This is a genomic window from Arthrobacter sp. SPT-J7 (genome assembly GCF_059089965.1).
On sequence record NZ_JBNHFF010000011.1, the window covers coordinates 37,011 to 60,646 of the forward strand.

General features: G+C 66.4%; 20 protein-coding genes and 1 tRNA gene. 16 read left to right on the forward strand and 5 right to left on the reverse strand.

All coding sequences use genetic code 11. The features are described from left to right. Nucleotides 1-23 precede the first annotated feature (23 nt). The 7 genes from AC5RWX_RS15980 to AC5RWX_RS16010 all read left to right on the forward strand — a co-directional run bounded on the left by AC5RWX_RS15980 (nt 24) and on the right by AC5RWX_RS16010 (nt 9,683). Nucleotides 24-2,276, forward strand: coding sequence for a transglycosylase domain-containing protein (locus AC5RWX_RS15980; RefSeq protein WP_494077244.1), 2,253 nt, complete (start codon nt 24-26; stop codon nt 2,274-2,276). A gap of 2 nt (nt 2,277-2,278) precedes the next feature. Then, the gene (locus AC5RWX_RS15985; protein ID WP_493956604.1) at nt 2,279-3,259 is read left to right on the forward strand and encodes a metallophosphoesterase; all 981 of its coding nucleotides are present in this window, start codon (nt 2,279-2,281) and stop codon (nt 3,257-3,259) included. 411 nt (nt 3,260-3,670) lie between these two features. Further along, a complete protein-coding gene (locus AC5RWX_RS15990) occupies nt 3,671-5,467 on the forward strand; it encodes an ABC transporter ATP-binding protein (protein WP_493956605.1) in 1,797 nt (598 codons plus the stop codon). Next, a complete protein-coding gene (locus tag AC5RWX_RS15995) occupies nt 5,464-7,272 on the forward strand; it encodes an ABC transporter ATP-binding protein (protein WP_493956606.1) in 1,809 nt (602 codons plus the stop codon). The genes AC5RWX_RS15990 and AC5RWX_RS15995 overlap by 4 nt, the downstream gene beginning before the upstream one ends. Before the next feature lie 103 nt (nt 7,273-7,375). Then, a tRNA-Pro gene (locus AC5RWX_RS16000) sits at nt 7,376-7,452 on the forward strand. Nucleotides 7,453-7,570: 118 nt separating this feature from the next. Further along, nucleotides 7,571-8,728 carry an FAD-dependent oxidoreductase gene (locus AC5RWX_RS16005; protein ID WP_493956607.1) on the forward strand — a complete coding sequence of 386 codons (1,158 nt, stop codon included), beginning with the start codon at nt 7,571-7,573 and terminating at the stop codon, nt 8,726-8,728. Between the two features lie 259 nt (nt 8,729-8,987). Further along, the gene (locus AC5RWX_RS16010) at nt 8,988-9,683 is read left to right on the forward strand and encodes a hypothetical protein (protein WP_494097610.1); all 696 of its coding nucleotides are present in this window, start codon (nt 8,988-8,990) and stop codon (nt 9,681-9,683) included. On the opposite strand, the gene AC5RWX_RS16015 is transcribed toward AC5RWX_RS16010, so the two are convergent. Together AC5RWX_RS16015 and purD are read right to left on the reverse strand one after the other, a co-directional pair. Continuing rightward, nucleotides 9,661-10,611 (reverse strand): phosphoribosylaminoimidazolesuccinocarboxamide synthase, encoded by a 951-nt coding sequence (locus tag AC5RWX_RS16015; RefSeq protein ID WP_493944942.1) that lies wholly within the window; start codon nt 10,609-10,611, stop codon nt 9,661-9,663. The genes AC5RWX_RS16010 and AC5RWX_RS16015 overlap by 23 nt on opposite strands. Nucleotides 10,612-10,619: 8 nt before the next feature. Next, nucleotides 10,620-11,936, reverse strand: a complete 1,317-nt coding sequence (purD, locus tag AC5RWX_RS16020; RefSeq protein ID WP_493956609.1) for a phosphoribosylamine--glycine ligase — start codon at nt 11,934-11,936, stop codon at nt 10,620-10,622. A gap of 66 nt (nt 11,937-12,002) precedes the next feature. Here purD and AC5RWX_RS16025 point away from each other — a divergent pair, with 66 nt between their 5' ends. The 6 genes from AC5RWX_RS16025 to AC5RWX_RS16050 all read left to right on the forward strand — a co-directional run bounded on the left by AC5RWX_RS16025 (nt 12,003) and on the right by AC5RWX_RS16050 (nt 17,220). Further along, nucleotides 12,003-13,007, forward strand: a complete 1,005-nt coding sequence (locus AC5RWX_RS16025; RefSeq protein WP_493944944.1) for an asparaginase — start codon at nt 12,003-12,005, stop codon at nt 13,005-13,007. Between the two features lie 15 nt (nt 13,008-13,022). After that, nucleotides 13,023-13,385 (forward strand): sterol carrier family protein, encoded by a 363-nt coding sequence (locus AC5RWX_RS16030; protein WP_493956610.1) that lies wholly within the window; start codon nt 13,023-13,025, stop codon nt 13,383-13,385. 10 nt (nt 13,386-13,395) lie between these two features. Continuing rightward, entirely contained in the window at nt 13,396-13,875 is a 480-nt protein-coding gene (locus tag AC5RWX_RS16035) for a hypothetical protein (protein WP_493944946.1), read from the forward strand. A gap of 72 nt (nt 13,876-13,947) precedes the next feature. Next, on the forward strand, nt 13,948-15,501 hold the full coding sequence (gene purF / locus AC5RWX_RS16040; protein ID WP_493939159.1) for an amidophosphoribosyltransferase: 1,554 nt from the start codon (nt 13,948-13,950) through the stop codon (nt 15,499-15,501). After that, on the forward strand, nt 15,498-16,613 hold the full coding sequence (purM, locus tag AC5RWX_RS16045; protein WP_493939160.1) for a phosphoribosylformylglycinamidine cyclo-ligase: 1,116 nt from the start codon (nt 15,498-15,500) through the stop codon (nt 16,611-16,613). The genes purF and purM overlap by 4 nt, the downstream gene beginning before the upstream one ends. A 103-nt stretch (nt 16,614-16,716) precedes the next feature. After that, entirely contained in the window at nt 16,717-17,220 is a 504-nt protein-coding gene (locus AC5RWX_RS16050; protein ID WP_494097611.1) for a 2'-5' RNA ligase family protein, read from the forward strand. Between the two features lie 13 nt (nt 17,221-17,233). Here AC5RWX_RS16050 and AC5RWX_RS16055 read toward each other — a convergent pair whose 3' ends face one another. Beyond that, nucleotides 17,234-17,464 (reverse strand): DUF3073 domain-containing protein, encoded by a 231-nt coding sequence (locus AC5RWX_RS16055; RefSeq protein ID WP_493939162.1) that lies wholly within the window; start codon nt 17,462-17,464, stop codon nt 17,234-17,236. Between the two features lie 265 nt (nt 17,465-17,729). Here AC5RWX_RS16055 and AC5RWX_RS16060 point away from each other — a divergent pair, with 265 nt between their 5' ends. After that, nucleotides 17,730-18,875, forward strand: coding sequence for a septum formation family protein (locus AC5RWX_RS16060; protein ID WP_493944948.1), 1,146 nt, complete (start codon nt 17,730-17,732; stop codon nt 18,873-18,875). Nucleotides 18,876-18,956: 81 nt separating this feature from the next. Here the strand turns inward: AC5RWX_RS16060 and clpB are convergent, their stop codons facing one another. Next, nucleotides 18,957-21,581 carry an ATP-dependent chaperone ClpB gene (gene clpB, locus AC5RWX_RS16065; RefSeq protein WP_493939164.1) on the reverse strand — a complete coding sequence of 875 codons (2,625 nt, stop codon included), beginning with the start codon at nt 21,579-21,581 and terminating at the stop codon, nt 18,957-18,959. Between the two features lie 228 nt (nt 21,582-21,809). On the opposite strand from clpB, the gene AC5RWX_RS16070 reads away from it, so the two are divergent. Further along, a complete protein-coding gene (locus AC5RWX_RS16070; RefSeq protein WP_493944949.1) occupies nt 21,810-22,337 on the forward strand; it encodes a GNAT family N-acetyltransferase in 528 nt (175 codons plus the stop codon). A 19-nt stretch (nt 22,338-22,356) separates the two neighbouring features. Further along, complete coding sequence (locus AC5RWX_RS16075) at nt 22,357-22,917, forward strand: HutD/Ves family protein (RefSeq protein ID WP_493944950.1); 561 nt, start codon at nt 22,357-22,359, stop codon at nt 22,915-22,917. A gap of 73 nt (nt 22,918-22,990) precedes the next feature. On the opposite strand, the gene AC5RWX_RS16080 is transcribed toward AC5RWX_RS16075, so the two are convergent. After that, on the reverse strand, nt 22,991-23,557 hold the full coding sequence (locus AC5RWX_RS16080) for a YceI family protein (RefSeq protein ID WP_493944951.1): 567 nt from the start codon (nt 23,555-23,557) through the stop codon (nt 22,991-22,993). Between the last annotated feature and the right edge of the window lie 79 nt (nt 23,558-23,636).

Sequence of the window (23,636 nt, forward strand, 5' to 3'; positions counted from 1 at the left end):
CGCTTGCTTGTAAAGTGGACCCCATGGCCGCTCGCAAATCCCCCTTCTTCGACACTGCGACCACCCTCGGCAAGATAGTTGGCTTCCTGGGTATCAGTGCGCTCTGTGGCGTGCTGGCAGCAGGCCTGCTGGTCCCGGCCGCTGCCGTAGCCGGTGTCGGAGCAACCTCCTCGATCGAGTACTTCGACCAGCTGCCGGACGAGCTGCAGACCCAGCCGCTGTCCCAGCCATCGCGGATCCTCTCCGCCGACGGCAAGCTGATCGCTACGTTCTACGCCGAAAACCGTGTCCCCGTCAGCCTGGACAAGGTTTCCCAGCACATGCAGGACGCCATCATCTCCATCGAGGACGTGCGCTTCTACGAGCACAACGGCGTGGACCCGCAGGGCATCATGCGTGCAGCAGTGACGAACTTGGCGGGCGGCGACCTGCAGGGAGCGTCCACGCTGACCATGCAGTACGTAAACAACGTGCTGATCGACGCCGGCGCGTCTGCAGGCAAGGGCGCCGAAGAGCTGACCATCAGCGGCACCAAAGACATCGGCGACAAGCTCCGCGAGGCGAAGCTGGCCATCGCCGTCGAAAAAGAATTCAGCAAGGAAGAGATCCTGCAGGGCTACCTGAACATTGTCTTGTTCAGCGGGCAGGTGTACGGGATTGAAGCTGCTGCCAAGACGTTCTTCGGCGTTTCCGCCGCAAAGCTGACCATTCCGCAGTCGGCCATGCTGGCCGGGATGGTGCAGTCGCCCAACTACTTCAACCCGGTGAACAACCCGGAGGCCACGATCGAGCGGCGCAACACCGTGCTGGCGGCCATGCTCAGCGCGGGCAAGATCACCAAGGCGGAATACGAGGAAGCCGTCGCCAGCGACTTGGACCTCAACCTCAAGCCTGTCCGTTCCGGCTGCGTGGCGGCCAACTTCGCCGATTACTTCTGCAGCTACGTCCAGCACGCGATCATGAAGTCGGACGCGTTCGGCGCGGACTCCACCGAACGCGCCAAGCTGCTGGCCCGCGGCGGACTGACCATCAAGACCACGCTCGATTCCCGCCTCCAGAAGGAAGGCCAGAAGCAGATCGAGCAGGAAGTCCCGAAGGGCGATAAGTCCGGAGTGGGCTCCTCCATGGTTTCGATTGAGCCAGGCACCGGCAAGATCCTGATGATGGCCCAGAACACCAAATACAGCCCGGAAGACGGGGCCGCGAACACGGAACTGAACTACAACGTCGACGCCGACATGGGCGGCGGCAACGGCTGGCAGCCCGGCTCCACGATGAAGCCCTACACCACCGTCGCCTGGCTGGAATCCGGCAGGGCGCTCAACGCACCGGTGGATGCGCGCCGCACCATGTACCCCGCTCAGTACAACTGGCAGGCCAGCTGCCTGCCGCCGGACGCCTGGTTCAGTGAGTGGGACTTCCAAAACGCCCTGCCCGGCTATGAGCGCACCATGACCGCCAGCCAGGGTCTGACCTGGTCGATCAACTCGGCCACTGCCGCGATGGCAGCGCAGTTGGACCTGTGCGACATCCAGGACGCGGCGACCCGGCTTGGGGTACGCACCGCGACTGATAAAGAGCCCATCAGCATCGAGCACCCGTCGTTCATCATCGGCACGACCAACGTTTCGCCGATGACGATGGCTGCCTCGTTTGCGGCCTTCGCCAACGGCGGTGTGTACTGCAAGCCCATCGCGCTGACCTCCGTCACGGACGCCGCAGGCAACAAATACAAGGTCCCGAAGAAGTCCTGTGAGCGGGCCATCTCCGAAGAGGTGGCCGCCGCCGTCAGCGTCCCGCTGGAAAATCTGGTCAACCTCCGGCTCGGCGGGATCCACCCGATCGGCGTTCCCGCCGCTGCCAAGACCGGTACCACGGACAAGTCCGAGTACACCTGGACCGTTGGTTACACCAAGGGCATCTCCACTGCTTCCTGGGTGGGCAACCCGCACGCTTACAAGTCGATTAACAACATCCCGATTAACGGCGTGACCCGCAGCTATGTTGACGGCGCGACCATCGCCGGCGGCCAGTGGACCGATTACATGGAGAAGGTCGCGGGGCTATACAAGACCGGTAGCTTCGGGGCCGCACCTGGCAACATGCTCTATCCGCCGCAGCCTAAGAAGGTTGAAACCGAACAAAAGAAGAGCTCGGATTCCGGCAATAGCGACGGCGGCAGTGACTCCGGCGATTCCGACAACGGCAACGGCAACGACTCCAGGGGCAACGGCAACGGAGGCGGCAATGGAAACCGCAACGAGAACGATGACTGACCGTGGACACTGAAGCGCTGCGGGAACGGCTCCGCACCGCAGGCAAGCTGGCTCTTGGAGCTGCTGCCGCGGGCGGGGCCGCGCTCGTTTACGGCTCACTCATTGAGCGGAACCTCTTCGGACTGCGCGAAGAAACGCTGCCCATCCTGCCTGCCGGCCACGCGTCGCTGAAGATCCTGCACCTGTCCGACATCCACATGGCCCCCGGGCAGTTGCTCAAGCAGAAGTGGCTGCCGCGACTGATCGCGTTGGAACCTGATCTGGTGGTTAACACCGGCGACAACCTCAGCCACCGTAAAGCCGTGAAACCACTGTTGGACGCGCTGGCTCCGCTGATGGAGGTGCCAGGTGTTTTCGTTCCGGGTTCCAACGACTACTACGCTCCGGTGCTGAAAAACCCGTTCTCCTACCTCACCGGACCCTCGAAACAGCCTAAGGACCTCAGTTCACGAGAGCTGCCGTGGCGTGAGATGCACGCTGCTTTCGGCACTGCCGGCTGGGTTGATTTGACCAATCGGAACCAGTCGCTAGTGGTCGGCCGGATTCGGTTGGACTTCTCCGGCGTGGATGATCCGCACTTGCAGCGGGACCGTTATGTGGGTTTCCCCGTCGGGTCCACCTCGGGAGACAGTGCCGCCCATCTACGCATCGCCGTGGCCCACGCGCCCTACCAGCGCGTGCTGGACCGCTTCACGGACGGCGACGCGGATCTGATTCTGGCTGGACATACGCACGGAGGCCAAGTCTGCATCCCCGGCTACGGGGCCTTGATCACCAACTGCGATCTACCAACCTGGCGCGCCCGCGGGTTGACGCACTGGGAGCACCAAGGACGCAGCGTGCCTCTAAACGTCTCGGCAGGGCTGGGAACGTCCCGGCTGGCTCCGATCCGGTTCGCCTGCCGACCGGAGGCCGTGTTGCTGACGCTGACGCCTGGTCCATCCGCCGGTGAGCTCCCGTCAGCCGGGCTGCGGCTCGGCTGAACATGCACTGCTGCTGCTTGCGTGGCGCAGGACGCTAATCAAAGGATGCCGCCTCCGTGCGTGCAGCCCGCCAGGTAGCCAGCCCGTAAACGTGGAGCGCGCGAATGCACCGGGGCTCCCCCGCCTGCCAGCGCGCTTCCGCAGCACCAAGAGCCAGACCGCGACCACCCGCAGCACCGGGAATAGCAGCGACTGCCACAGCATTGTTTGGATACCGTTGACGACTTCCGTCAGGTCCATGCGCTTCGCCCGGGTAAACGGTTTCGCCAAGACTAGCAAGCGAGGCCTGCTGAACGTGTGCGTCCCTGAGGGCACTGCACGGGACCGGCGTTTCCCGCCGCTCGTTAGGATGGTTGCTGCGGTACACAAGGCACGCCCCCCGTTACGAGACCCACGGCGATGAATCAACGAATGACTGAGCTGTCCCTCTGGCGCACCATCGCCAGGCTCAACGACTATGTACGGCCCATCCTGCCGCGGCTGATCATGGGGTTCTTCAGCGCCCTTGGTGCCAGCCTCGTGGCGTTGGCCATTCCGCAGGTGCTCCGCGGGCTGGTCGATACCATCCACACCGGAGGCCGCCCCTCCGAAGTGTGGGGCCCCGCCGTCGTCATTGCCATCCTTGGTCTGGCCGAAGCGGGCCTGGTGTACCTGCGGCGGGTTTTCGCGCTCGCGCCGGCCACGGACGTGGAGATGGGCATGCGCATCCGTCTATACAAGCATGTGCAGCACTTACCGGCCGCCTTCCACGACCGGTGGGGATCGGGCCAACTGCTGTCCCGGGCGATGGCCGACCTGGGCCTGATCCGGCGCTGGCTGGCGTTCGGATCGCTGATGCTGGTCGTCTCCTTTGTCACGGTGATCGTGGGCTTGGTGCTGATGTTCGCGCTGAACCAATTGCTGGGATTGATCTTCCTGGTCGCTGCCGTGCCGCTTATCTGGCAGGGGTTCCGCTTCCGGACGGCTTTCGGCGCCTCCTCCCGGCTCAGCCAGGACCAGGCCGGAGACCTGGCCACCACCGTGGAGGAATCCGTGCACGGCATCCGCGTGCTCAAGGCCTTCGGCCGGGGTAAGTACGCGCTGGACAACTTTCACGGGCAGGCCGAAGAACTGCGCCAGACCGAACTGGCCAAGGCCCGCACGCTGTCCAAGTTTCTGGCCACTGTGGTTTCGCTGCCGGACCTGGTGCTGGGCGCTGCCCTGGTCATCGGCATCGCCCAAGTCGCCGGCGGACACATGACGGTGGGCGAGTTGGTCGCGTTCTTTGCCACCGCCGCCGTGGTGACCGGGCCGGTGGAAGCCATCGGGTCCCTGATGGGCATGACGCTGACGGCCAAGACGGCGTTGGACCGGCACTTCGATGTGATGGACACGGAAAACACGATCACGGATCCGGAGGACCCCGAGCCGGTGAGCTCCGTTCGCGGGGACCTGCGCCTGGCCGACGTCGTCTTCCGGTATCCGGATGCCGCGCCGGGCACGGCACCGGTCCTGGACGGCGTGGACCTACATGTGCGCGCCGGCGAAACCATGGCCCTGGTGGGCATAACCGGCTCGGGCAAGAGCACGTTGCTCCAACTGATCCCCCGGCTGTATGACGTTTCCGGCGGCGCTGTGCTGCTGGACAATACGGACATCCGCCGCTTTCCCCTCACGGAACTGCGCAGCCAGGTGTCGGTGGCCTTCGAAGACTCCACCCTGTTCTCCACCTCGGTTCGGGAGAATGTGCTGCTGGGCGCCCGGCCCGACGGCGAAAACCCGGAGGTTCTGCTGGCCCGCGTGCTGGGGGTGGCACAGGCGCAGTTCGCTCACGATCTGCCGCAGGGCGTGGATACGAAGATCGGTGAGGAAGGACTGAGCCTCTCCGGCGGGCAGCGCCAGCGGATCGCCCTGGCCCGGGCGATCGCGGCCCGGCCGGCCGTGCTGGTGCTGGATGACCCGCTCTCCGCCCTGGACGTTCGGACCGAAGAAGCGGTGACGCAGCGGCTGCGCCAAGAACTGCAGGGTACAACAACCTTGATCGTGGCCCACCGGCCTTCGACGGTAGCGTTGGCGGACCGCGTGGCGTTGCTGCAGGACGGGCGCATCGCCGCCGTCGGCACCCACTCCGAGTTGCTGCGGAGCAACGGACATTACCGCTATGTGATCGCCTCGCTGGCGGCCGAGCCCTCCGTCGAAGACGTCCTGGATGCTGAGGAATCCCGATGAGTTCCATGACCGGTGTGACCGGCGAAGACAACATCAACCTGGACAAGGCCGACCGCCGGGCGGTGCGCCGGCGGTCGCTGCGCCTGCTGGGCGAGCTGGTCTCGCCGCACCGCCGGTTGTTCGCGCTGTCCGTTGTGCTGGTGGTGGTCAGCAATGCCGCCCGCGCGGCCGGTCCGGTGCTGGTGGCCTTCGGCATCAACAACGCCCTGCCGGCGCTCACCGACGGCGACGCCGGCCCGCTGGTGCTGGTTGGCGCCGCCTATGCGGCGATCGCGATCGCCGGCGGATCGCTGTTGGCCGCCTACACCTACGTCATTGCCCGGCTGAGCCAGGCCATGCTGCTGGCCCTGCGCATGCGGGTTTTCCGGCACACCCAGCGGCTGAGTCTGGAGTTCCACGAAACCTACACCTCCGGCCGGATCATCTCCCGGCAGACCTCTGATCTGGAGGCGCTGCGGGAGCTGCTGGACAATGGCGTCACCCAGCTGACCTCGGGGGTGATGTTCATGGTTTTCACCGCCATCAGCATCGTGGGACTGGACTGGAAGAGCGGCTTGATCATCCTGGTCGCCGCCATTCCCATCGGCTTCGTCACCCGGTGGTACCAGAAGGGTTCGGAGCTGGCCAACCGCGCGTCCCGGGTGGTGTCCGCCCGGCTGATCGTGCACTTCGTGGAAACCATGACCGGCATCCGGGCGGTCAAAGCCTTCCGCCGCGAGCGGGACAACGCCGCACGGTTCGACGAGCTCGCCGGCGACTACCGCCGTGCCACCCTCCGGAACATCAAGTATTTCGGCGTGCTCCAGCCGGCGTTGAACGGCATCGGCAATCTGACCGTGGCTACTGTGCTGCTGGCCGGCGGCTTCCGTGTGCTGGACGGCGACCTTGCCATCGGCACCCTGGTGGCGGTGCTGCTGGCCACCAAACAGGTCTTCCGCCCCACCGAACAGATCGCCATGTTCTACAGTTCCTTCCAGTCTGCTTCCTCGGCGCTGGAGAAGGTCTCCGGGCTGCTGGAAGAAGAACCCACCGTGGTTCCCCCGGCAAGCCCGGTTCCGCTCAAGAATGCGCGCGGCGCCATCCAGTTCCGCGACGCGGTCTTCGGTTACGGGGACGGGCGGGTGGTGCTGCCCGAGCTGAATCTGGACATTCCCGCCGGCCAGACCATCGCCGTCGTCGGGCAGACCGGAGCCGGCAAGTCCACGGTGGCCAAACTGATCGCCCGCTTCTACGACCTGACCTCGGGCTCGCTCACCCTGGACGGGGTTGAGCTGCGGCAGCTGTCCAACGAGGACCTGCGCCGCGCCGTCGTCATGGTGACGCAGGAGGCGTTCCTGTTCAGCGGCAGCGTCGCGGAGAACATCGCGCTGGGCAACCCGGAGGCCAGCCGTGAGCAGATCGAAGATGCCGCCCGGGCCGTCGGCGCACACGAATTCATCCTGTCCCTGCCGGAGGGCTACGACACCGACGTGAACAAGCGCGGCGGCCGCGTCTCCGCGGGCCAGCGGCAGCTGGTTTCTTTCGCCCGCGCGTTTCTGGCGGACCCCGCCGTACTGATTTTGGATGAAGCCACCGCTTCGCTGGACGTCCCGAGCGAACGCCAGGTCCAGGAAGGCCTGCAGACGCTGCTCGGCAACCGCACCGCGCTGATCATCGCGCACCGGCTGTCCACCGTAGAGATAGCCGACCGCGTGTTGGTGATCCACGACGGCCAGGTGGTGGAGGACGGGTCCCCGGCGGAGCTGATCGCCGGCAGCGGCCGCTTCGCACAACTGCACGCCGCGTGGAAGGATTCGCTGATCTGATCCGGGCAGGCAACCGGAGGCCGATTTCTCGTTTCGGACCTGTCTCCGCTATCCTTGAACAGTTGCTTTCGCGGTCATCATAACGACGGCGGGGCACCGGTATCGGGGTGTGGCGCAGCTTGGTAGCGCGCGTCGTTCGGGACGACGAGGTCGCAGGTTCAAATCCTGTCACCCCGACCAATGACAAGAACTCCCGCTGCTCTTCGGAGCGGCGGGAGTTCTTGCTTTTCCGCTCCCCAACCTGGTTTGTACCGCCGGAAAGTTGTGAACCCGCACCCAAAGCGGGAAGTATGGACCCATGGCTTCTCAGCAGCGCTCGGCGCTCATCGTAGGGGCCGGAATCGCCGGGCTCGCCACTGCGCGGGCTTTGCAGCGAACCGGCTGGAAAGTCCATGTGGTTGAACGCTCCGGAACGCTACAGCCGATGGGCACCGGAATAACCATCTGGGCCAACGGGACGCGCGCCTTGGAGCGCCTCGGCCTGCTCGGTGGCTTCCAAGATGCCTCGCTCCCGGTCGGCGGCAGCTCGCACGACCAGTTCGGCAACGTGCTCGCCAGTTTCAGCAGCGATGACATGCGCCACCGGTACGGCCACCCGCTGCGAGCAATTCACCGCTCGGACCTCACCACGCTGCTGAACGACTCGCTGTATGTCAACACGGTGCACTTGGGCCTGCAGGCAGAGAAGTTCCGCCGCGATCCGCACGGCGGCACCGTGATGCTGAACAACGGCGGCCGGATGCACGCGGACCTGGTTATCGGCGCCGACGGTTTACGCTCGCTGGTCCGCCACGATCTGGTGGGCGACGGCGCCCCGCGCCCCTCGGGCATCACCGCGATGCGCGCGGTCTGCCCGATCGGCGACCTTGATCCCAAATGGCTCCCTTGGGGCGAGTCCTGGGGCAACGGAGAGGTCTTCGGCATGGTCCCGCTGCCGCGCGGGCTGATCTACTGGTATGCCACGATGCCGAATACAGCGTTGGCGCAGGACGGGGACGTCCTGTGGCGCACGCTGGCCCTGCAGCGCTTCGAGACGTGGCACCCGGCCGTACGGGCGGTCATCCTCGCTACCAAGAGCCAGGACATCATGGCCCACGAACTCTTCGACCGGAAGCCGACCCTTGCCTGGTCCGGCAACCATGCCACGCTGGTCGGTGACGCCGCGCATCCCATGTTGCCGTTCCTCGGCCAGGGTGCAGGCCAGGCCCTCGAGGACGCCGTCGCCCTGGCGGATGCGCTGGCGGCCGATTGGAACATCACCACCGCCCTGCGCAGCTATGAACAGGCGCGGGCGCCGCGCACCGCCAAGGTGGTGAAGGGCTCGCGCAAAATGGCGGCGATGGCGCGGGAGCAGAAGCCCTGGAAGCAGAAACTCCAGCGGTCGCTGATCAGCATGATGCCGCAGTCATTGGTGTACCGGCAGTTGGACGGCGTCGTCGGTCGTGTCGACCACTGATCCACGTGCGCAGCTGATCCACCCCCGCCGGCCGCGGCCCGGTTCCCGTTCGCTCCCATGTTTGGGGCAGCGTGCCAAAAGAATCCGCAGGTCAGGGCGCTGCAGGCCCCGCAAGACATGGGAAATTAGTCCGAGACATGGGAACGAAGGCTCTAGGCCCCCGCGCCGCGGCACGGAGGGGCCGCGCCCGGCGGCACGGAAAGGCAACGCTCCCGCCTCGGAAGACCCGCGCCCGCCGGCCTGAGGCAAGCCCGCACCATTGACTGACGACTTCGTCCGTACTGCAATAGAGGTAACTCCGTCGTCAGGGGTGCAGATGTTCCTCGCACAGTTCGCGCAGCTGGCCGTAGCCACCGTGGTGCTGGCGGCTGTAGTTTTCCTGACCTCGTATGCAGTCGAACGCGGCCTGCGCCGCTCCCCCGACGCGGATACGGCGTTCTGGTATTGCTTTTCCGGGCTGTGCTGCGCGCTGACCGTGGTGCTTGCCGCCGCTGCTCTCTTCCCGCAGGCCGTTCCGCTGTGGCTGCTGCTCGCCGCCGGTTGCGCCGCCCCCGCTGTCTGGCGGATCACCCGTCAAGCTGCCGCGGCCGTCCGCTATCAGGACACGCGCGATTGGCATGAAGCGGCCGCCCGCCACGACGCGACCCGCACCCGCTGGCTGGCGTACGAATTGGATCCGGCCCTGGCCATTGATTATCCGGACATGTCGGACGTCGCGCGACCGGAAACCGCGGCCATGCTCCGCGCCATGAAACGTGCCGATGCGCTGCGCTCCTTGGGACCGGATGACGACGGCGGTGCCGCCGCCTATCCTACGGCCGTCGCCGAAGCTGCCGCCCGCCTCACGGCGGCCGAACGAGCGGCCGGCCGCCTGCCGGATCGCGGCAGCCGGCTGGAAGCGGTCGTGCAAACCGGCCGGACTTTCCTGCCGGTCAGGCGAACTTCCGGCCGGTGAGCCGCTCGTACGCTTCCACGTAGCGGGCCCGGGTTTTCTGCACAATTTCTTCCGGCAGCGCCGGCGGTGGCGTGTTTTTGTCCCAGCCGGAGGCCGGCGAGGTCAGCCAGTCGCGCACGAACTGCTTATCGAAGGATGGCTGTGCCTTGCCCGGTTCGTACGTATCCGCGTCCCAGAACCGGGAAGAGTCCGGGGTCAGCACCTCATCACCCAACGTGATGTCCCCCGTCGTCGGATCAATTCCGAACTCCACCTTGGTGTCCGCCAAGATGATTCCGCGTTCGCGGGCAATCTCCTCGGCGCGGGTGTAGATCTGCAGGGTCAGTTCGCGCAGCCGGCCGGCGGTTTCCGCCCCCACGGTCTGGACCACGGCGTCGTAGGTGATGTTCTCGTCGTGCTCGCCTACCTCGGCCTTGGCCGACGGCGTGAAGATGGCGGGCTCCAGCCGGGAGCCGTCCACCAGGCCCGCGGGCAGCGGAAGCTCGCACACCGTCTGGGTTTGCCGGTACTCCTGAAGCCCGGAGCCGGTCAGGTAGCCGCGGGCAATGCATTCCACCGGGAACATGTCCAGCTTCTTGCAGACCATTGCCCGGCCGGCCACGGCTTCGGGCACCTCCGTGGACACCACGTGGTGGGCTACCGGGCTGTCTCCTGCGGAGAGCTGTTCGAACCACCAGAGGCTCAACTGCGTCAGGACCCGGCCCTTGTCCGGAATCTCGCTGGAGAGCACGTGGTCGAAGGCGCTGATCCGGTCGCTGGCCACCACCAGCACGGTGTCGTTGCGCTGGTCCAGCAGGCCCTCGGCGGCAATGTCCTCACTGGAGGTCTGCACCTGCTGGGCCACGGCCGGCACGTACAGGTCGCGGACCTTGCCGGAGTAGACATGCTTCCAGCCGGGCAGTTCCAGTACTTCGGGGGCGAATGCCATGGCGTTCCTCAGTCTCTCTGTGCTTCGGCCCGGGGCAGGGCCGTGGCGGATGCCGGTACCGAAATGGCGCCTTGCGCCGCCAACAGGGCGATGTCGCTACGGAACTGCGAGCCCTCGAGGCTGATGGTGCCGATGCCTTCATAAGCCCGTTCGCGGGCTTCCACCAGATCTTCACCCAAGGCGACGACGGCGAGCACCCGCCCGCCGGCACTCATTACCTTGCCGTTCTCGTCCAGCGACGTGCCGGCGTGGATCACGTGCACGTCCTCCAGGGCGTTGGCCTTCTTCAGCCCGCGAATCCTGTCGCCGGTGCGCGGCGTTCCGGGGTAGTTTTCCGCGGCCAGCACCACTGCCACCGCAGACCGCTTGGACCAGACCAGCTGCTCGGCGTCGTCCAGTTCCCCCTTGGCCGCGGCCAGCAGCAGACCGCCCAGCGGCGTCCGCAGCCGGGCCAGCACGGCCTGGGTTTCCGGATCGCCGAAGCGGGCGTTGAACTCGATGACACGCACGCCGCGCCGAGTGATGGCCAGACCGCAGAACAGCACGCCGACGAACGGCGTCCCGCGGTTGGCCATCTCCCGGATGGTGGGCAGCGCCACGCGGTCCATGACTTCTTCGACGAATCCGGGCGGCAGCCAGGGCAGCGGGGTGTAGGCGCCCATGCCGCCGGTGTTCGGGCCTTCGTCGCCGTCGAAGATCCGTTTGAAGTCCTGCGCGGGCACTAGCGGAATGGCGCGTTCGCCGTCGGAAATCACAAACAGCGAGACTTCCGGCCCGTCCAGGAATTCCTCGATCACCACGGAGCCGCCGGCGTCCAAGCAGGCCTGGGCGTGGGCCAGGGCGGCATCGCGGTCCCCGGTCACCACCACCCCCTTGCCGGCAGCCAGGCCGTCGTCCTTGACCACGTACGGCGCACCGAAAGCATCCAGGGCTTCGGCTGCTTCCTCGGCGTTGGTGGCCACATGCGCCATGGCGGTCGGCACGTTCGCCGCGGCCATGACCTGCTTGGCAAAGGCCTTGGAGCCCTCCAGCCGGGCGGCTTCCTTGCTGGGGCCGAACACCGGGATCCCGGCCGCGCGCAACGGGTCCGCCACGCCGGCGGCCAGCGGCGCCTCCGGGCCCACCACCACCAGGTCGGATTCCAGCCGTTGCGCCAGTTCGGTAATGGCTGCCGGGTCGCTGGCGTCCACGGCGTGCGTGGGCACGATCTGCGCGATGCCGGCGTTGCCCGGGGCGGCATGGACCTCGGTCACAAACGGATCGGCCAACAGGGAACGGATTATTGCGTGTTCGCGGCCGCCGGGGCCGATCACCAGTACCTTCACAAAGAACTACCCTACTTGGCGCGGGGCGGAGCCTCGAAGTTGTTGCGCCGGACCTAAACTAAGTCCATGCCCGAGACATTCAAAGCCGCGGACGCCGTGGAACTGGCCGTCGTTGAACGCAACGGTTTCATCGAATCCCGCCACTTGGGCTCCGCGGTCGTGATGGCCGCGGACGGCACGGTGGTGACCGAACTCGGCGACATCACCGCCCCGATTTTCCCGCGCTCCACGCTCAAGCCCTTCCAGGCCCTGGCCGCAATGCAGTCCGGCGTCCCGCTTCGCGGCGCCCAGGTGGCCTTGGCCTGCGCGAGCCATGTGGGATCGCTGGAGCACATGGACGTGGTGGAGGGCATGCTCAAGGCCGCCGGCCTGACCGACGCAGATTTGCGCTGCCCGCCGGCGTGGCCGCAGGACGAACAGGCACGCAACTGGCTGGTGCGTACCGAACGGGGCCAGCAGCGGTTGGCCTTCAACTGTTCCGGCAAGCACGCCGCCTTCTTGTGGGCGTGCGCTGAGAACGGCTGGAACACCCGCAGCTACCTGGAGCCGAACCACCCGCTGCAGCGCCGCGTGATGGAAGTCCTCGAGGAATACGCCGAAGAGAAAATCGAGCACATCGCCGTCGACGGGTGCGGCGCCCCTGCTCCGGCGCTGTCCCTGACCGGTCTCGCCCGGGCCGTCGGCAAGCTTGCCAAAGCGCCAGCGGACAAGAACGCCGATGCCCGCGCGGCCACCATCGCCACCGCCATGCTGGACTACCCGTGGGCCGTCCACGGCCGCGGCCAGGAGAACACCGTGGTGATGGAGGAACTGGAGATCATCGCCAAGTCCGGTGCCGAAGGCGTGATGGTGATGGGCACCCCCTCAGGGGTGTCGGTGGCGGTGAAGATTCTGGACGGCAGCTCCCGCGCGGGCTCGCTGGTCGCGCTGACCCTGCTGGCCGCCTGTGACGCGATCGACGTGGACAAGGTCGGTCCGGTGCTGGAAGAAGTAGTCAAACCGGTGCTCGGCGGCGGCCAGCCTGTTGGCCGGCTCCGGCTGGCACCGCCCATGGTCGCCCTGCTGGACTGAGCCTGAGGACCAGCTATGGGAGTACGACGCCGGATCGCGGCTGCCGAGGGCAACGCCGCCTTGGCTGCGTGGCGGGCGGGCGTCACCGACCGGAAGACCACTGCCACAGCGGTGCGGTACGCGTTGGAGGAACTGTCCGAGCGCGCTCCCGGCAACAGCGTGGAAGTGCGGGTGCCGCCGTTCGGCGTCGCGCAGTGCATCGAAGGTCCGCGGCATACCCGCGGCACTCCGCCGAACGTGGTGGAAACCGACCCCGCTACCTGGCTGGCTTTGGTGACGGGCGCGCTGGGCTGGGACAGCGCCGTCGCCGAGGGCAAGGTGGCTGCCTCCGGCCTGCGGGCCGGACTGGCGGACAGGCTGCCGCTCTTCGCCCGGTAGGCTGGAACGCATGACTTCTGAGCAAGAACCGGCCCGCGACAACCGGCAGGCTGATCCGGAACGTCGGGACGTCACCGTGCGCCGGGCGCCTAAATTCGTGTCCTTCGTCCTCCTCTGGGCGCTGTTGGGCGTCATTGCTGCCGCCATCTCCGCCTACACCGGTCCGGAGAACCCCGATTTCACCCGCGGCACCATTTTCGCCTTTTTGGCTGTGCTGTTCGCGCTGGCCGGCGTGCTGATCGGATCTCTGCTGTTCCTGGTCATTGACCGGGTCAGCGTCAAGCGTGCCAAGCCCGCGCAGGCTATCGCCGAGCCGGGACAAGAAGTCTCCGCAGGCCCCGTGCCGGGCGCCGGCCGGCCAGGTGCCACGGGCCAGGACGAGCCAGCCGCCCCGGCGAACCGCGAGGAAGTCCCTGGCCAGCCCACGGTGCGGGACGGCAACACAGCTGCCGCCGGCGAACAGGACGGCGAAGGCGAACGCCGGACGTAACCTGCCGGCCGAAGGCCGTAATTCCCATCACCTCGGTGATGCTGCCCGCCGGGCACATGAGAGAATGAGCGGGTGGCACGCGGTGACGGAAAACTCTCCCATGATCTTCTTCCCGGCGAAAAGGGACCCCAGGATGCCTGTGGCGTTTTCGGCGTCTGGGCCCCCGGGGAAGAAGTAGCAAAAATGACCTACTACGGCCTGTACGCTTTGCAGCACCGCGGACAGGAGTCCGCCGGTATTGCAACCAGCGACGGCAAGCGCATCAACGTCTACAAGGACATGGGACTGGTGTCCCAGGTCTTTGACGAAACCACGCTTAACACGCTGACCGGGCACATCGCCGTCGGCCATTGCCGCTACTCCACGACCGGCGGCTCCACCTGGGCCAATGCCCAGCCCACGCTGGGCGCTACCGCCACCGGCACCGTGGCGCTGGCCCACAACGGCAACCTGACCAACTCCGCAGAGCTGTACGAGAAGGTGCTGGAGAAATTCGGCAAGCCCGAGCGCGGCGAAATGGCCCAGGGCAATACCACTGACACCGCACTGGTGACCGCGCTGATGGCCGGCCAGGAAGGCCAGTCGCTCGAAGAACGCACGATGGAGCTGCTGCCCAAGCTGCGCGGCGCGTTCTGCTTCACCTTCATGGATGAAGGCACCCTGTACGCCGCCCGCGACACAGCGGGGGTCCGCCCGCTGGTTCTCGGCCGGCTGGACCGCGGCTGGGTGGTGGCCTCCGAGACCGCTGCGCTGGACATTGTCGGCGCTTCCTTCGTCCGCGAAGTTGAGCCGGGCGAATTCATCGCGATCGACGAGAACGGACTGCGCTCCCAGCGTTTCGCCGAGAAAAAGCCCGCCGGCTGCGTCTTCGAGTACGTCTACCTGGCCCGGCCGGACACCTCCATCAACGGCCGCAGCATCCACGCCGCCCGCGTGGAGATGGGCCGCAAGCTGGCGAAGGAACATCCGGTCGAAGCCGACCTGGTGATCCCCACGCCGGAGTCCGGAACACCGGCAGCCATCGGCTACGCCGAAGCATCCGGCATCCCCTATGGCCAGGGGCTGGTCAAGAATGCCTATGTGGGCCGGACCTTCATCCAGCCCAGCCAGACCATCCGCCAGCTGGGCATCCGGCTGAAGCTGAACCCGCTGAAGTCCGTCGTGCAGGGCAAGCGGCTGGTGGTCATCGACGATTCGATCGTCCGCGGCAACACCCAGCGGGCCCTGGTCCGGATGTTGCGTGAGGCCGGTGCGGCGGAGGTTCACGTGCGGATCTCGTCACCGCCCATCAAGTGGCCTTGCTTCTACGGCATTGACTTCGCCAGCCGGGCCGAGCTGATTGCCAACGGAATCGGCGTTGAAGATGTCCGGGCCTCCCTCGGGGCCGACAGCCTCGGCTACATCTCCGAAGAGGGCATGATTGATGCCACACAACAGCCGCGGGAGCAGCTGTGCACCGCCTGCTTCACCGGCGAGTATCCGATCGAGCTGCCGTCCGCGGACCGCCTGGGCAAGAATCTGCTTGAGCGCAGCAGCGACGAACTGGAGCATGGCTCCTGCGACCCAGGGCCGGACTCGGACCTGGAGAACCTCTTGACCGCCGAAGACAAGAAAGAGCGAGTATGACCTCCCCCGAACAGGGCCAGATCACCTATGCCAGCGCCGGCGTCGACGTCGAAGCCGGCGACCGGGCGGTTGAGCTGATGAAGGGTGCCATCAAGGCCACTCACAACTCCAACGTGATCGGCGGGGTCGGCGGTTTCGCCGGACTGTACGATGTCTCGGCCCTGCTGAAGTACCGCAAGCCGCTGCTCGCCACGTCGACCGACGGGGTGGGCACCAAGGTGGCGATCGCCCAGGCCATGGACATCCACGACACCATCGGTTTCGATCTGGTCGGCATGGTCGTCGACGACATTGTGGTGGTGGGCGCGGAGCCGCTGTTCATGACCGACTACATCGCCTGCGGCAAGGTGGTCCCCGAGCGCATTGCGGATATTGTGCGCGGCATCGCGGCCGCCTGCGAGGTGGCCGGCACCGCGCTGGTGGGCGGCGAAACAGCCGAACATCCCGGCCTGCTGGGCGAGCACGAATACGATGTTGCCGGCGCTGCCACCGGGCTGGTGGAGGCCGACGCCCTGCTCGGCCCGGAGCGGGTCAAGGACGGCGACGTCGTGATCGGCATGGCGTCCTCGGGCATCCACTCCAACGGGTACTCGCTGGTTCGGCGCGTAATCAATCACGCCGGCTGGGCGCTGGACCGGCAGGTGACCGAGCTCGGCCGGACGCTGGGCGAAGAACTGCTGGAGCCTACCCGCGTCTACGCGGCGGATTGCCTGGACCTGGCCCGCTTTGAAGCGGCCGGAGTCCACGGCTTCAGCCACGTCACCGGCGGCGGCCTGGCCGCCAACCTCGCACGCGTGCTGCCGCAAGGGCTGATGGCCACGGTGGACCGCTCCACCTGGGAGCTGCCTGCCATCTTCAAGCTCATCGCCGAGCTAGGCAACGTGCCGCAGGCCGATCTGGAGCGGACGCTCAACCTGGGCGTCGGCATGGTCGCCATCGTGGACGCAGCCGGAGCCGACGCCGCCCTGCAGCGGCTGAACGAGCGCGGCGTGCCCGCTTGGGTCATGGGACAGGTTGCCCCGGTTGACGCTTCGCTGGGCGGTGTCGACTTCGTCCAAGGCGCCAAGGGCGTCGACGGCGGCGCCGTCCACTTGGTCAATTCATACGCCTGAGCCGTCCGGGCGCTGGACCGCCCCTGCACCGCTAACCGGTGCAGGGGCGGTTTTGCTTTGGCCGATGTCCTCCATGGTTCACGTCCGGTGAAACACTGGGCGTATGGGTGCGTACGTGGTGGTGGTGTTCATCCGGCCGGTGCGGGCCGGTCACGTGTTCCCTCGGAGCGACTGGCCGCTGCACATCACGCTGGCGCGCTTCGACAGCAAGGAGCCGGCAGAGGGCGTCGCCGAGCGGATCGGCCGCGCCCTCTCCGGCCGGCTGGGGTTTGACGTACGCACCGGAGCGGACGATTTCTTCGGCAGAAACCATTCAATTCCGGTCTCGCTGGTGGAACCACATCCGCAACTACAGCTGCTGCATGACCGCCTGCTCGACGAACTCGGTACGGATGTCCATCTGCTCAGTCCGCACCACGCCCGCCAGAACTTCCGCCCGCACATCAGCCACCAAACAGAAGGACGCCTTCAGCCTGGCGAAGTTGTGCGGGTAGCGCAGGCAGCGCTGGTAGACATGCGTCCCGACGGGGATTCAAAGCACCGGCGCGTCCTCGCCGTGTGGAACCAGGCGGGAAGTCCAGCCGGAAGGGTTTCGACCGGGACGTAGCGACCGAGGCCGGCTAACCGACGTTGCGGCTGCCTTCATCCTCGTCGTCGTCGTACTGATCCGCGTACTTGTCCTCATAAACCGAATAATCCGGCTCATGCGGATTATCGGAAAACGCGTCGGAGGTATGGCGTTTCGCAGCGCCGAGTTCGCGCTGGAGAGCAGTGAGGTCAGTGGCCGGGCTGTAATACTTCATGTCCCGGGCCTGCCTGGTTGCTTTTGCCTTCTGACGGCCGCGCCCCATGGCGTGACCCCCTTTGTACGTCGATCCGGAGGTGGTCGCACGGTAAGGCGCACGAGGCTCCGGAATAATTGATCAATTCTGTCGTACCTCTAGGGTACATGGTTTTCCACGCTGCTCGTGGCAGCGCGGCCAGTCCCCCGAAGCGGCTGCCTCCACGTCCGGAAACGGCAAAATCGTGCCACGCAAGGGGATTGTTGGCTAAAGTCATCGTGACCCGTTCTCCTTTTCTCCCGGAGGACAACACGCACGGAAGGCAAGTTTCCCCATGAGCGAACAGGACAAGCGGCCTGATGACCGCGGGAGGTCTCCGCAGCAGGGCCCGGAGAACCTCGAAGTGCCTGATCCCGAGCTCCACGTCACGGCCGACGAAGTCGAGCTGGCTGAACCGCACCTAGGCGAAGCGCAGATCAGCGACGAGATCGCGGCCGAGGCGGATCTGGCGGAGGCTGCCGCCGAAGCGCAGGCGGTGAAGGAAGAAGTCGAAGCTGCCGAGCGGTTACTCGGAGCCAGGGACGACGGCGGTCCCACCAAAGCCAGCGGCACGGCTCCGGCCGGAGCGTCACCCGCCCTTCAGGACGACATGGATAGCACTGAGGCCTTCCCGGCGGCGCAGGCACCGGAGGCCACGCCGTCGTCACCCGCGGTCCCGCCCTCGGCCCCCGAGTCCACGCCGACATCACCCGCTGTCCCGCCGACGTCGCCCGCAGCCCGACCCTCGGCCCCCGCGGTCCCGCCGTCGGGTTGGGACTCCGCGCCGGCGAGCGCCGACGGTTCCGCGCCGGAAAAGAAATGGTATTCCACCCCCGACGGCGGCGCACCCGGCAACAGTGCGGACGACGAGGCCGGCGAAGTTCCTGCCACTGGTGAAGGTTCCGCCGCAGCGGGCCGGAACATCGACTGGAAGCCCCTGATCATCATCGGTGCGGTGGTCATAGTAGCCATCGTGATAATTGCCATCATCGTGTCCAGCCTGACCAGTAGCTCGCCGGCCGGCGGGGCCGCCGGCCCCTCGTCGTCGCAGAGCCAGGCGGAGACGGCAAATGCCGACGGCGTGATCGCCGAGAATGTCTCCCCGTTCGACTTCCGGCAGGGCCAGTGCTTCACCAAGTTCGAGTCCGTGATGCGCGACGCCACCGTGGTCACCTGCGACACCCCGCACACGGCCCAGTTGGTCGGAACGTTCTCCTACGGCGACGACGACAAGTTCCCGGGTGCCGACGCACTGAACATCAAGGCGCAGGAAGTCTGCACTGCCGTCGTCCTCAACGACGCGGCAGCCGACCAGCCCGAGCTCAAGGACTCCTACGGGATGCCGTCCAAGGAAACCTGGGCCCAGGGCGATCGCAGGATCGATTGCTTCAAGATCGCCGCCGAAGAAGGCGAGCAGCTCACCGGCACTCTGGTCGATTAGTCAGACTGCTGCCACAAAGGTCCGGCGACCGCCGCTGATGCGACGGTCGCCGGGCTTTTCTGTTTTTGGGAGCGGCCAGCGCTAGCCGTTCCGGAAGGCGCCCACCTTGGCCTGTACGGTGAGGCCGCCGGCCCCGTTCTCGGCGTCGATCTGCGGCGCATCCACCAGCACCGTGTCCCCGTCGCTGATCTCGCCGGCCAGCAGGCCGCGGGCCAGTTTGTCGCCGATCTCCCGCTGCACCAGGCGGCGCAGCGGCCGGGCGCCAAAGGCCGGGTCGAAGCCGGCCAAGGCCAGCCATTCCCGGGCCGCGTCCGTTACCTCCAGGACCAGCCGCCGGTCGGCCAGCCGGGCGGCGAGCGAGGCCACCTGCAGGTCAACAATCCGGGACAGCTCGTCGATGCTCAGCGGGTCGAAGATGATCACGTCGTCCAGCCGGTTGAGGAACTCGGGCTTAAAGCTTGCGTGCACCACGTTCAGGACGGCTTCGCGCTTCGTCTCCTGGTCCATGGACTGATCCACCAGGAACTGCGAGCCCAGGTTGGAGGTCAGCACCAGGATCACGTTGCGGAAGTCCACCGTGCGGCCCTGCCCGTCGGTGAGGCGTCCGTCGTCGAGCACCTGCAGCAGGATGTCGAAGGCCTCGGGATGGGCCTTCTCCACCTCATCCAACAGCACCACCGAATACGGCCGCCGGCGCACGGCCTCGGTGAGCTGGCCGCCTTCTTCGTAGCCCACGTAACCGGGAGGGGCACCGACCAGGCGGGACACGGAGTGCTTCTCCGAATACTCGCTCATGTCGATCCGGACCATGGCGCGTTCGTCGTCGAACAGGAAGTCCGCCAGCGCCTTGGCCAGTTCCGTCTTGCCGACGCCGGTGGGGCCCAGGAAGAGGAACGAGCCGGTGGGCCGGTCCGGATCGCTGATGCCCGCGCGGGCGCGCCGGACGGCGTCGGACACCGAGGCAACGGCTTTGCTCTGGCCGATCAGCCGGGAACCGATGTACTCCTCCATATGCAGCAGCTTCTGGCTTTCGCCCTGCAGCATGCGTCCGGCCGGGATGCCGGTCCACGCGGAAATGACCTCGGCGATGTCGTCCGCGGTCACCTCCTCGGAGACCATCAGGTCGCGGTCGGCGCCGCCCTGCTCTTCGGCGGCTTGTGCATTGGCCAGTTCCTTCTCCAGCGTCGGGATCTCGCCGTACAGGATCCGGGAAGCCTCCGCCAGGTCGCCCTCGCGCTGGGACTTGTCCGCCTGCGAGCGCAGCTCGTCCAGCTTGGCCTTCAGGTCGCCCACCCGGTTCAGTCCGGCCTTCTCCGCTTCCCAGCGGGAGTTAAGGCCGGCCAGCTGTTCTTTCTTGTCCGCCATGTCGGCGCGCAGCGCCTCCAGCCGCTCCCGCGAGGCCGCGTCCGTTTCGTTGGCCAGCGCCAGTTCTTCCATGGTGAGGCGGTCGACGGAGCGGCGCAGCTGGTCGATCTCCTCCGGCGCCGAGTCGATTTCCATCCGCAGCCGGGAGGCAGCCTCGTCCACCAGGTCGATGGCCTTGTCCGGCAACTGCCGGCCGGATATGTACCGATTGGACAGCGTCGCCGCGGCCACCAGGGCCGAGTCGCCGATCGAGACCTTGTGGTGCGCCTCGTAGCGTTCCTTGAGCCCGCGAAGGATGCCGATGGTGTCCTCCACGCTCGGTTCGCCCACGTAGACCTGCTGGAAGCGGCGCTCAAGCGCCGGGTCCTTCTCAATGTTTTCGCGGTATTCGTCCAGCGTGGTGGCGCCGATCAGCCTCAGCTCACCGCGGGCCAACATCGGCTTGAGCATGTTGCCCGCGTCCATCGATCCCTCGGAAGCCCCGGCGCCGACGACGGTGTGGATCTCGTCGATGAAGGTGACAATCTGTCCGTCGGAGTTCTTGATCTCCTCCAGCACGGCCTTCAGCCGCTCCTCGAACTCGCCGCGGTACTTGGCACCGGCCACCATGGCCGCGAGGTCCAGTGCCATCAGCGTCTTGCCGCGCAGCGATTCGGGTACGTCGCCGGCTACCATCCGCTGCGCCAGCCCCTCGACCACGGCGGTCTTGCCGACGCCGGGCTCGCCGATCAGCACCGGATTGTTCTTGGTCCGGCGCGAGAGCACCTGGACCACGCGGCGGATTTCCGCGTCGCGGCCGATCACCGGATCCAGCTTGCCGGAACGCGCAATGGCGGTCAGGTCGGTACCAAACTTCTCCAGCGCCTGGAACGTATTTTCGGGGTCCGCGCTGTTAACCTTCCGGTCCCCGCGCACGCCCGGCAGCGCGGCGAGCAGCGCCTCATGGGACGCTCCGGCGTCCCGCAGGATCTTCCCGACGGCGCCGCTGTCCGCCGAGAGCCCAAGCAGCAGGTGTTCGGTGGAGACATAGGAATCCCCCAACTGCTCCGCCTCCTGCTGGGCAGCCTGGACAGCTTGCAGCAGCCCCCGGGAATACTGGGCCTGCGCCACCGAAGACCCCGACGACGACGGCAGCGCCTTGATCGCGGTGCTCGCCTGCACGCTGACCGAATCCGGATCCGCGCCGGCAGACTTCAGCACGGCGACGGCCACGCCGTCGCGTTGGTCCATCAGGGCCTTGAGCAGGTGGGCTGGCTCAATCTGCGGATTGCCCGCCGTCGACGCATTCATGGCAGCAGCCGACAGCGCTTCTTGGCTCTTGGTGGTGAATTTAGCGTCCAACGCTTATCTCCTCATCCTCCGTAACGGATCTGGCCAGCCGCAGCGGTACTGGTCAAAATAGCTAACTTGAGTCTAGTCAACTCAACTTTCAAAGTAAAGTTATCCACAGGCTGCGGGATCCGTTGACACCTACTATCCTGTCGCTCCCACGGCCTGCCCGGAAGGGCTCGGGACGCCTAGGCTATAGGCGGGACAGGCTCCAACATTCAGAACCGAGGTGGGCGGCCAATGGAAACGATGCTGGAAACCGCCCGGCTGCTGCTGAACCAGCCGACCCCGGGAGATATCGACGCCATGTTCCGCATCCTCTCCGACCGGCGCACCACGCGTTTCAATCCTTCGGAGGCGCTGCAATGGAACGAGGAAGCCGACGGGCTCTTCCAGCGCTGGGAAGCCCAGTGGGAGAACCACGGCGTGGGTTACTTCGCCGTCCGCCTTCCCGGCCGCGAAGACCCCATCGGGTTTGCCGGGGTAAAGCATGTTTCCTTGTCCGGCCGGCCGGTGCTGAACCTCTATTTCCGCTTCGACCCCTCCGTGTGGCACCGAGGGTACGGGCGCGAGGCGGTGGGCGCCGTCGTCGTCCATGTCAATGAATTCCTGGAGCTCCCGCCCATCCTCGCGCTGATCCATCCGAACAACACCGCGTCCATCCGCATTGTCACGTCGCTGGGCTTCGAACGCGACGCGTCGGCTGCCATCAGCGGTCCGGACGGCTACCAAGATGCATATGTGCTGAACTGGGACCGGCAGCTTTAGCATCCGGACAAGGAGTCCCATGGAAATCATCCCTGCAGCGTCGCTGACGGAACAGCGGTGGCGGAACGGCGGCGGGGTGACTCGGGAAGTGGCGGCCGGCGCCCTGGGCGCTGACGGGCTCCCGGCCTGGCGGCTGAGCCTGGCGGACATCGGTTCGGACGGCAGCTTCTCCGAATTTCCCGGCATGGACCGGATCTTCACCGTGGTGGACGGCGACGTCGCCTTCCTCACTGTGGACGGCGTCCAGCACAAGATGGAACGCTTCCGGCCCTTCCGGTTCGACGGCGGCAGCAGCGCCGAATGCAGCCTGCCCACCGGACCGTGCCGCGCGTTGAATGTCATGGCCCGGCGTGGGACCTGGGGCGCGGGACTATTGATCGTCGAGCTCTCCAAGAAACAAACTTTGGCTGTTGCCGACCGACAGTTCCTGATGCTGCTGCAAGGCCAGGCGCAGGCGACGGCGGACGGCACCAACCACCCGCTGGACACGTACGACACCGTGGTTGGCTCGGCAGTTCCGGCCGAGGTCAGCGGGCGCGGCTTTGCAGCACTGGTCTCGGTTTATCCGGCCGAGGGCTGAGCACTCGCTCTCACCGGCGCAGCTGGCGCCGGCGACGGTGACCGCCTCCAGCCGGGCGCGGTGCGCAAGTCCCTTACTGCCGGGCGGTGGACTCCACCTTGACGGCGGAGACTTCGAATTCCAGCATCACGCGGTCGGAGACGAGCATGCCGCCCGAGTCCAGCGCCGTGTTCCACTTAACGCCGAAGTCCTGGCGGTCGATGCGCCGGGAGCCTTCGAAGCCTGCCCGCAGCTGGCCGCCCGGGTCCCGTTCCACGCCGATAAAGTCGATCGGCACTGCCACCTGTTTGGTGACGCCGCGGATGGTGAGGTCGCCGTTCACAATGAAGTTTCCGGCCTCCACCTGATCGATCCGGGTGCTGACGAACGTGATCTCCGGGTAGTTCGGCGCATCGAAGAAATCGTTGGTCCGCAGATGCTGGTCGCGCTGCGGGCTGCGCGTATCGATGCTGGCGACCTTGATGGTGAGTCTGACTGAGGAATTGGCAGGATTGTCCACGTCGGCGTGGATGACGCCCTCGATGTCATTGAACGCTCCCCGGACTTTGGTCACCATAGCGTGGCGGGTGGAAAAACCGATCCGGGTATGCGCCGGATCGAACCGCCACTCGCCGGATAGATCCGAAGTCAGTTCGGACATGGCAGAGCCTCCTCCTCATGGGCACAGGCGCTGTCTCCCCCCACTGACCGATCGATGCGCCCGGCCTTCCCCTTCAGCC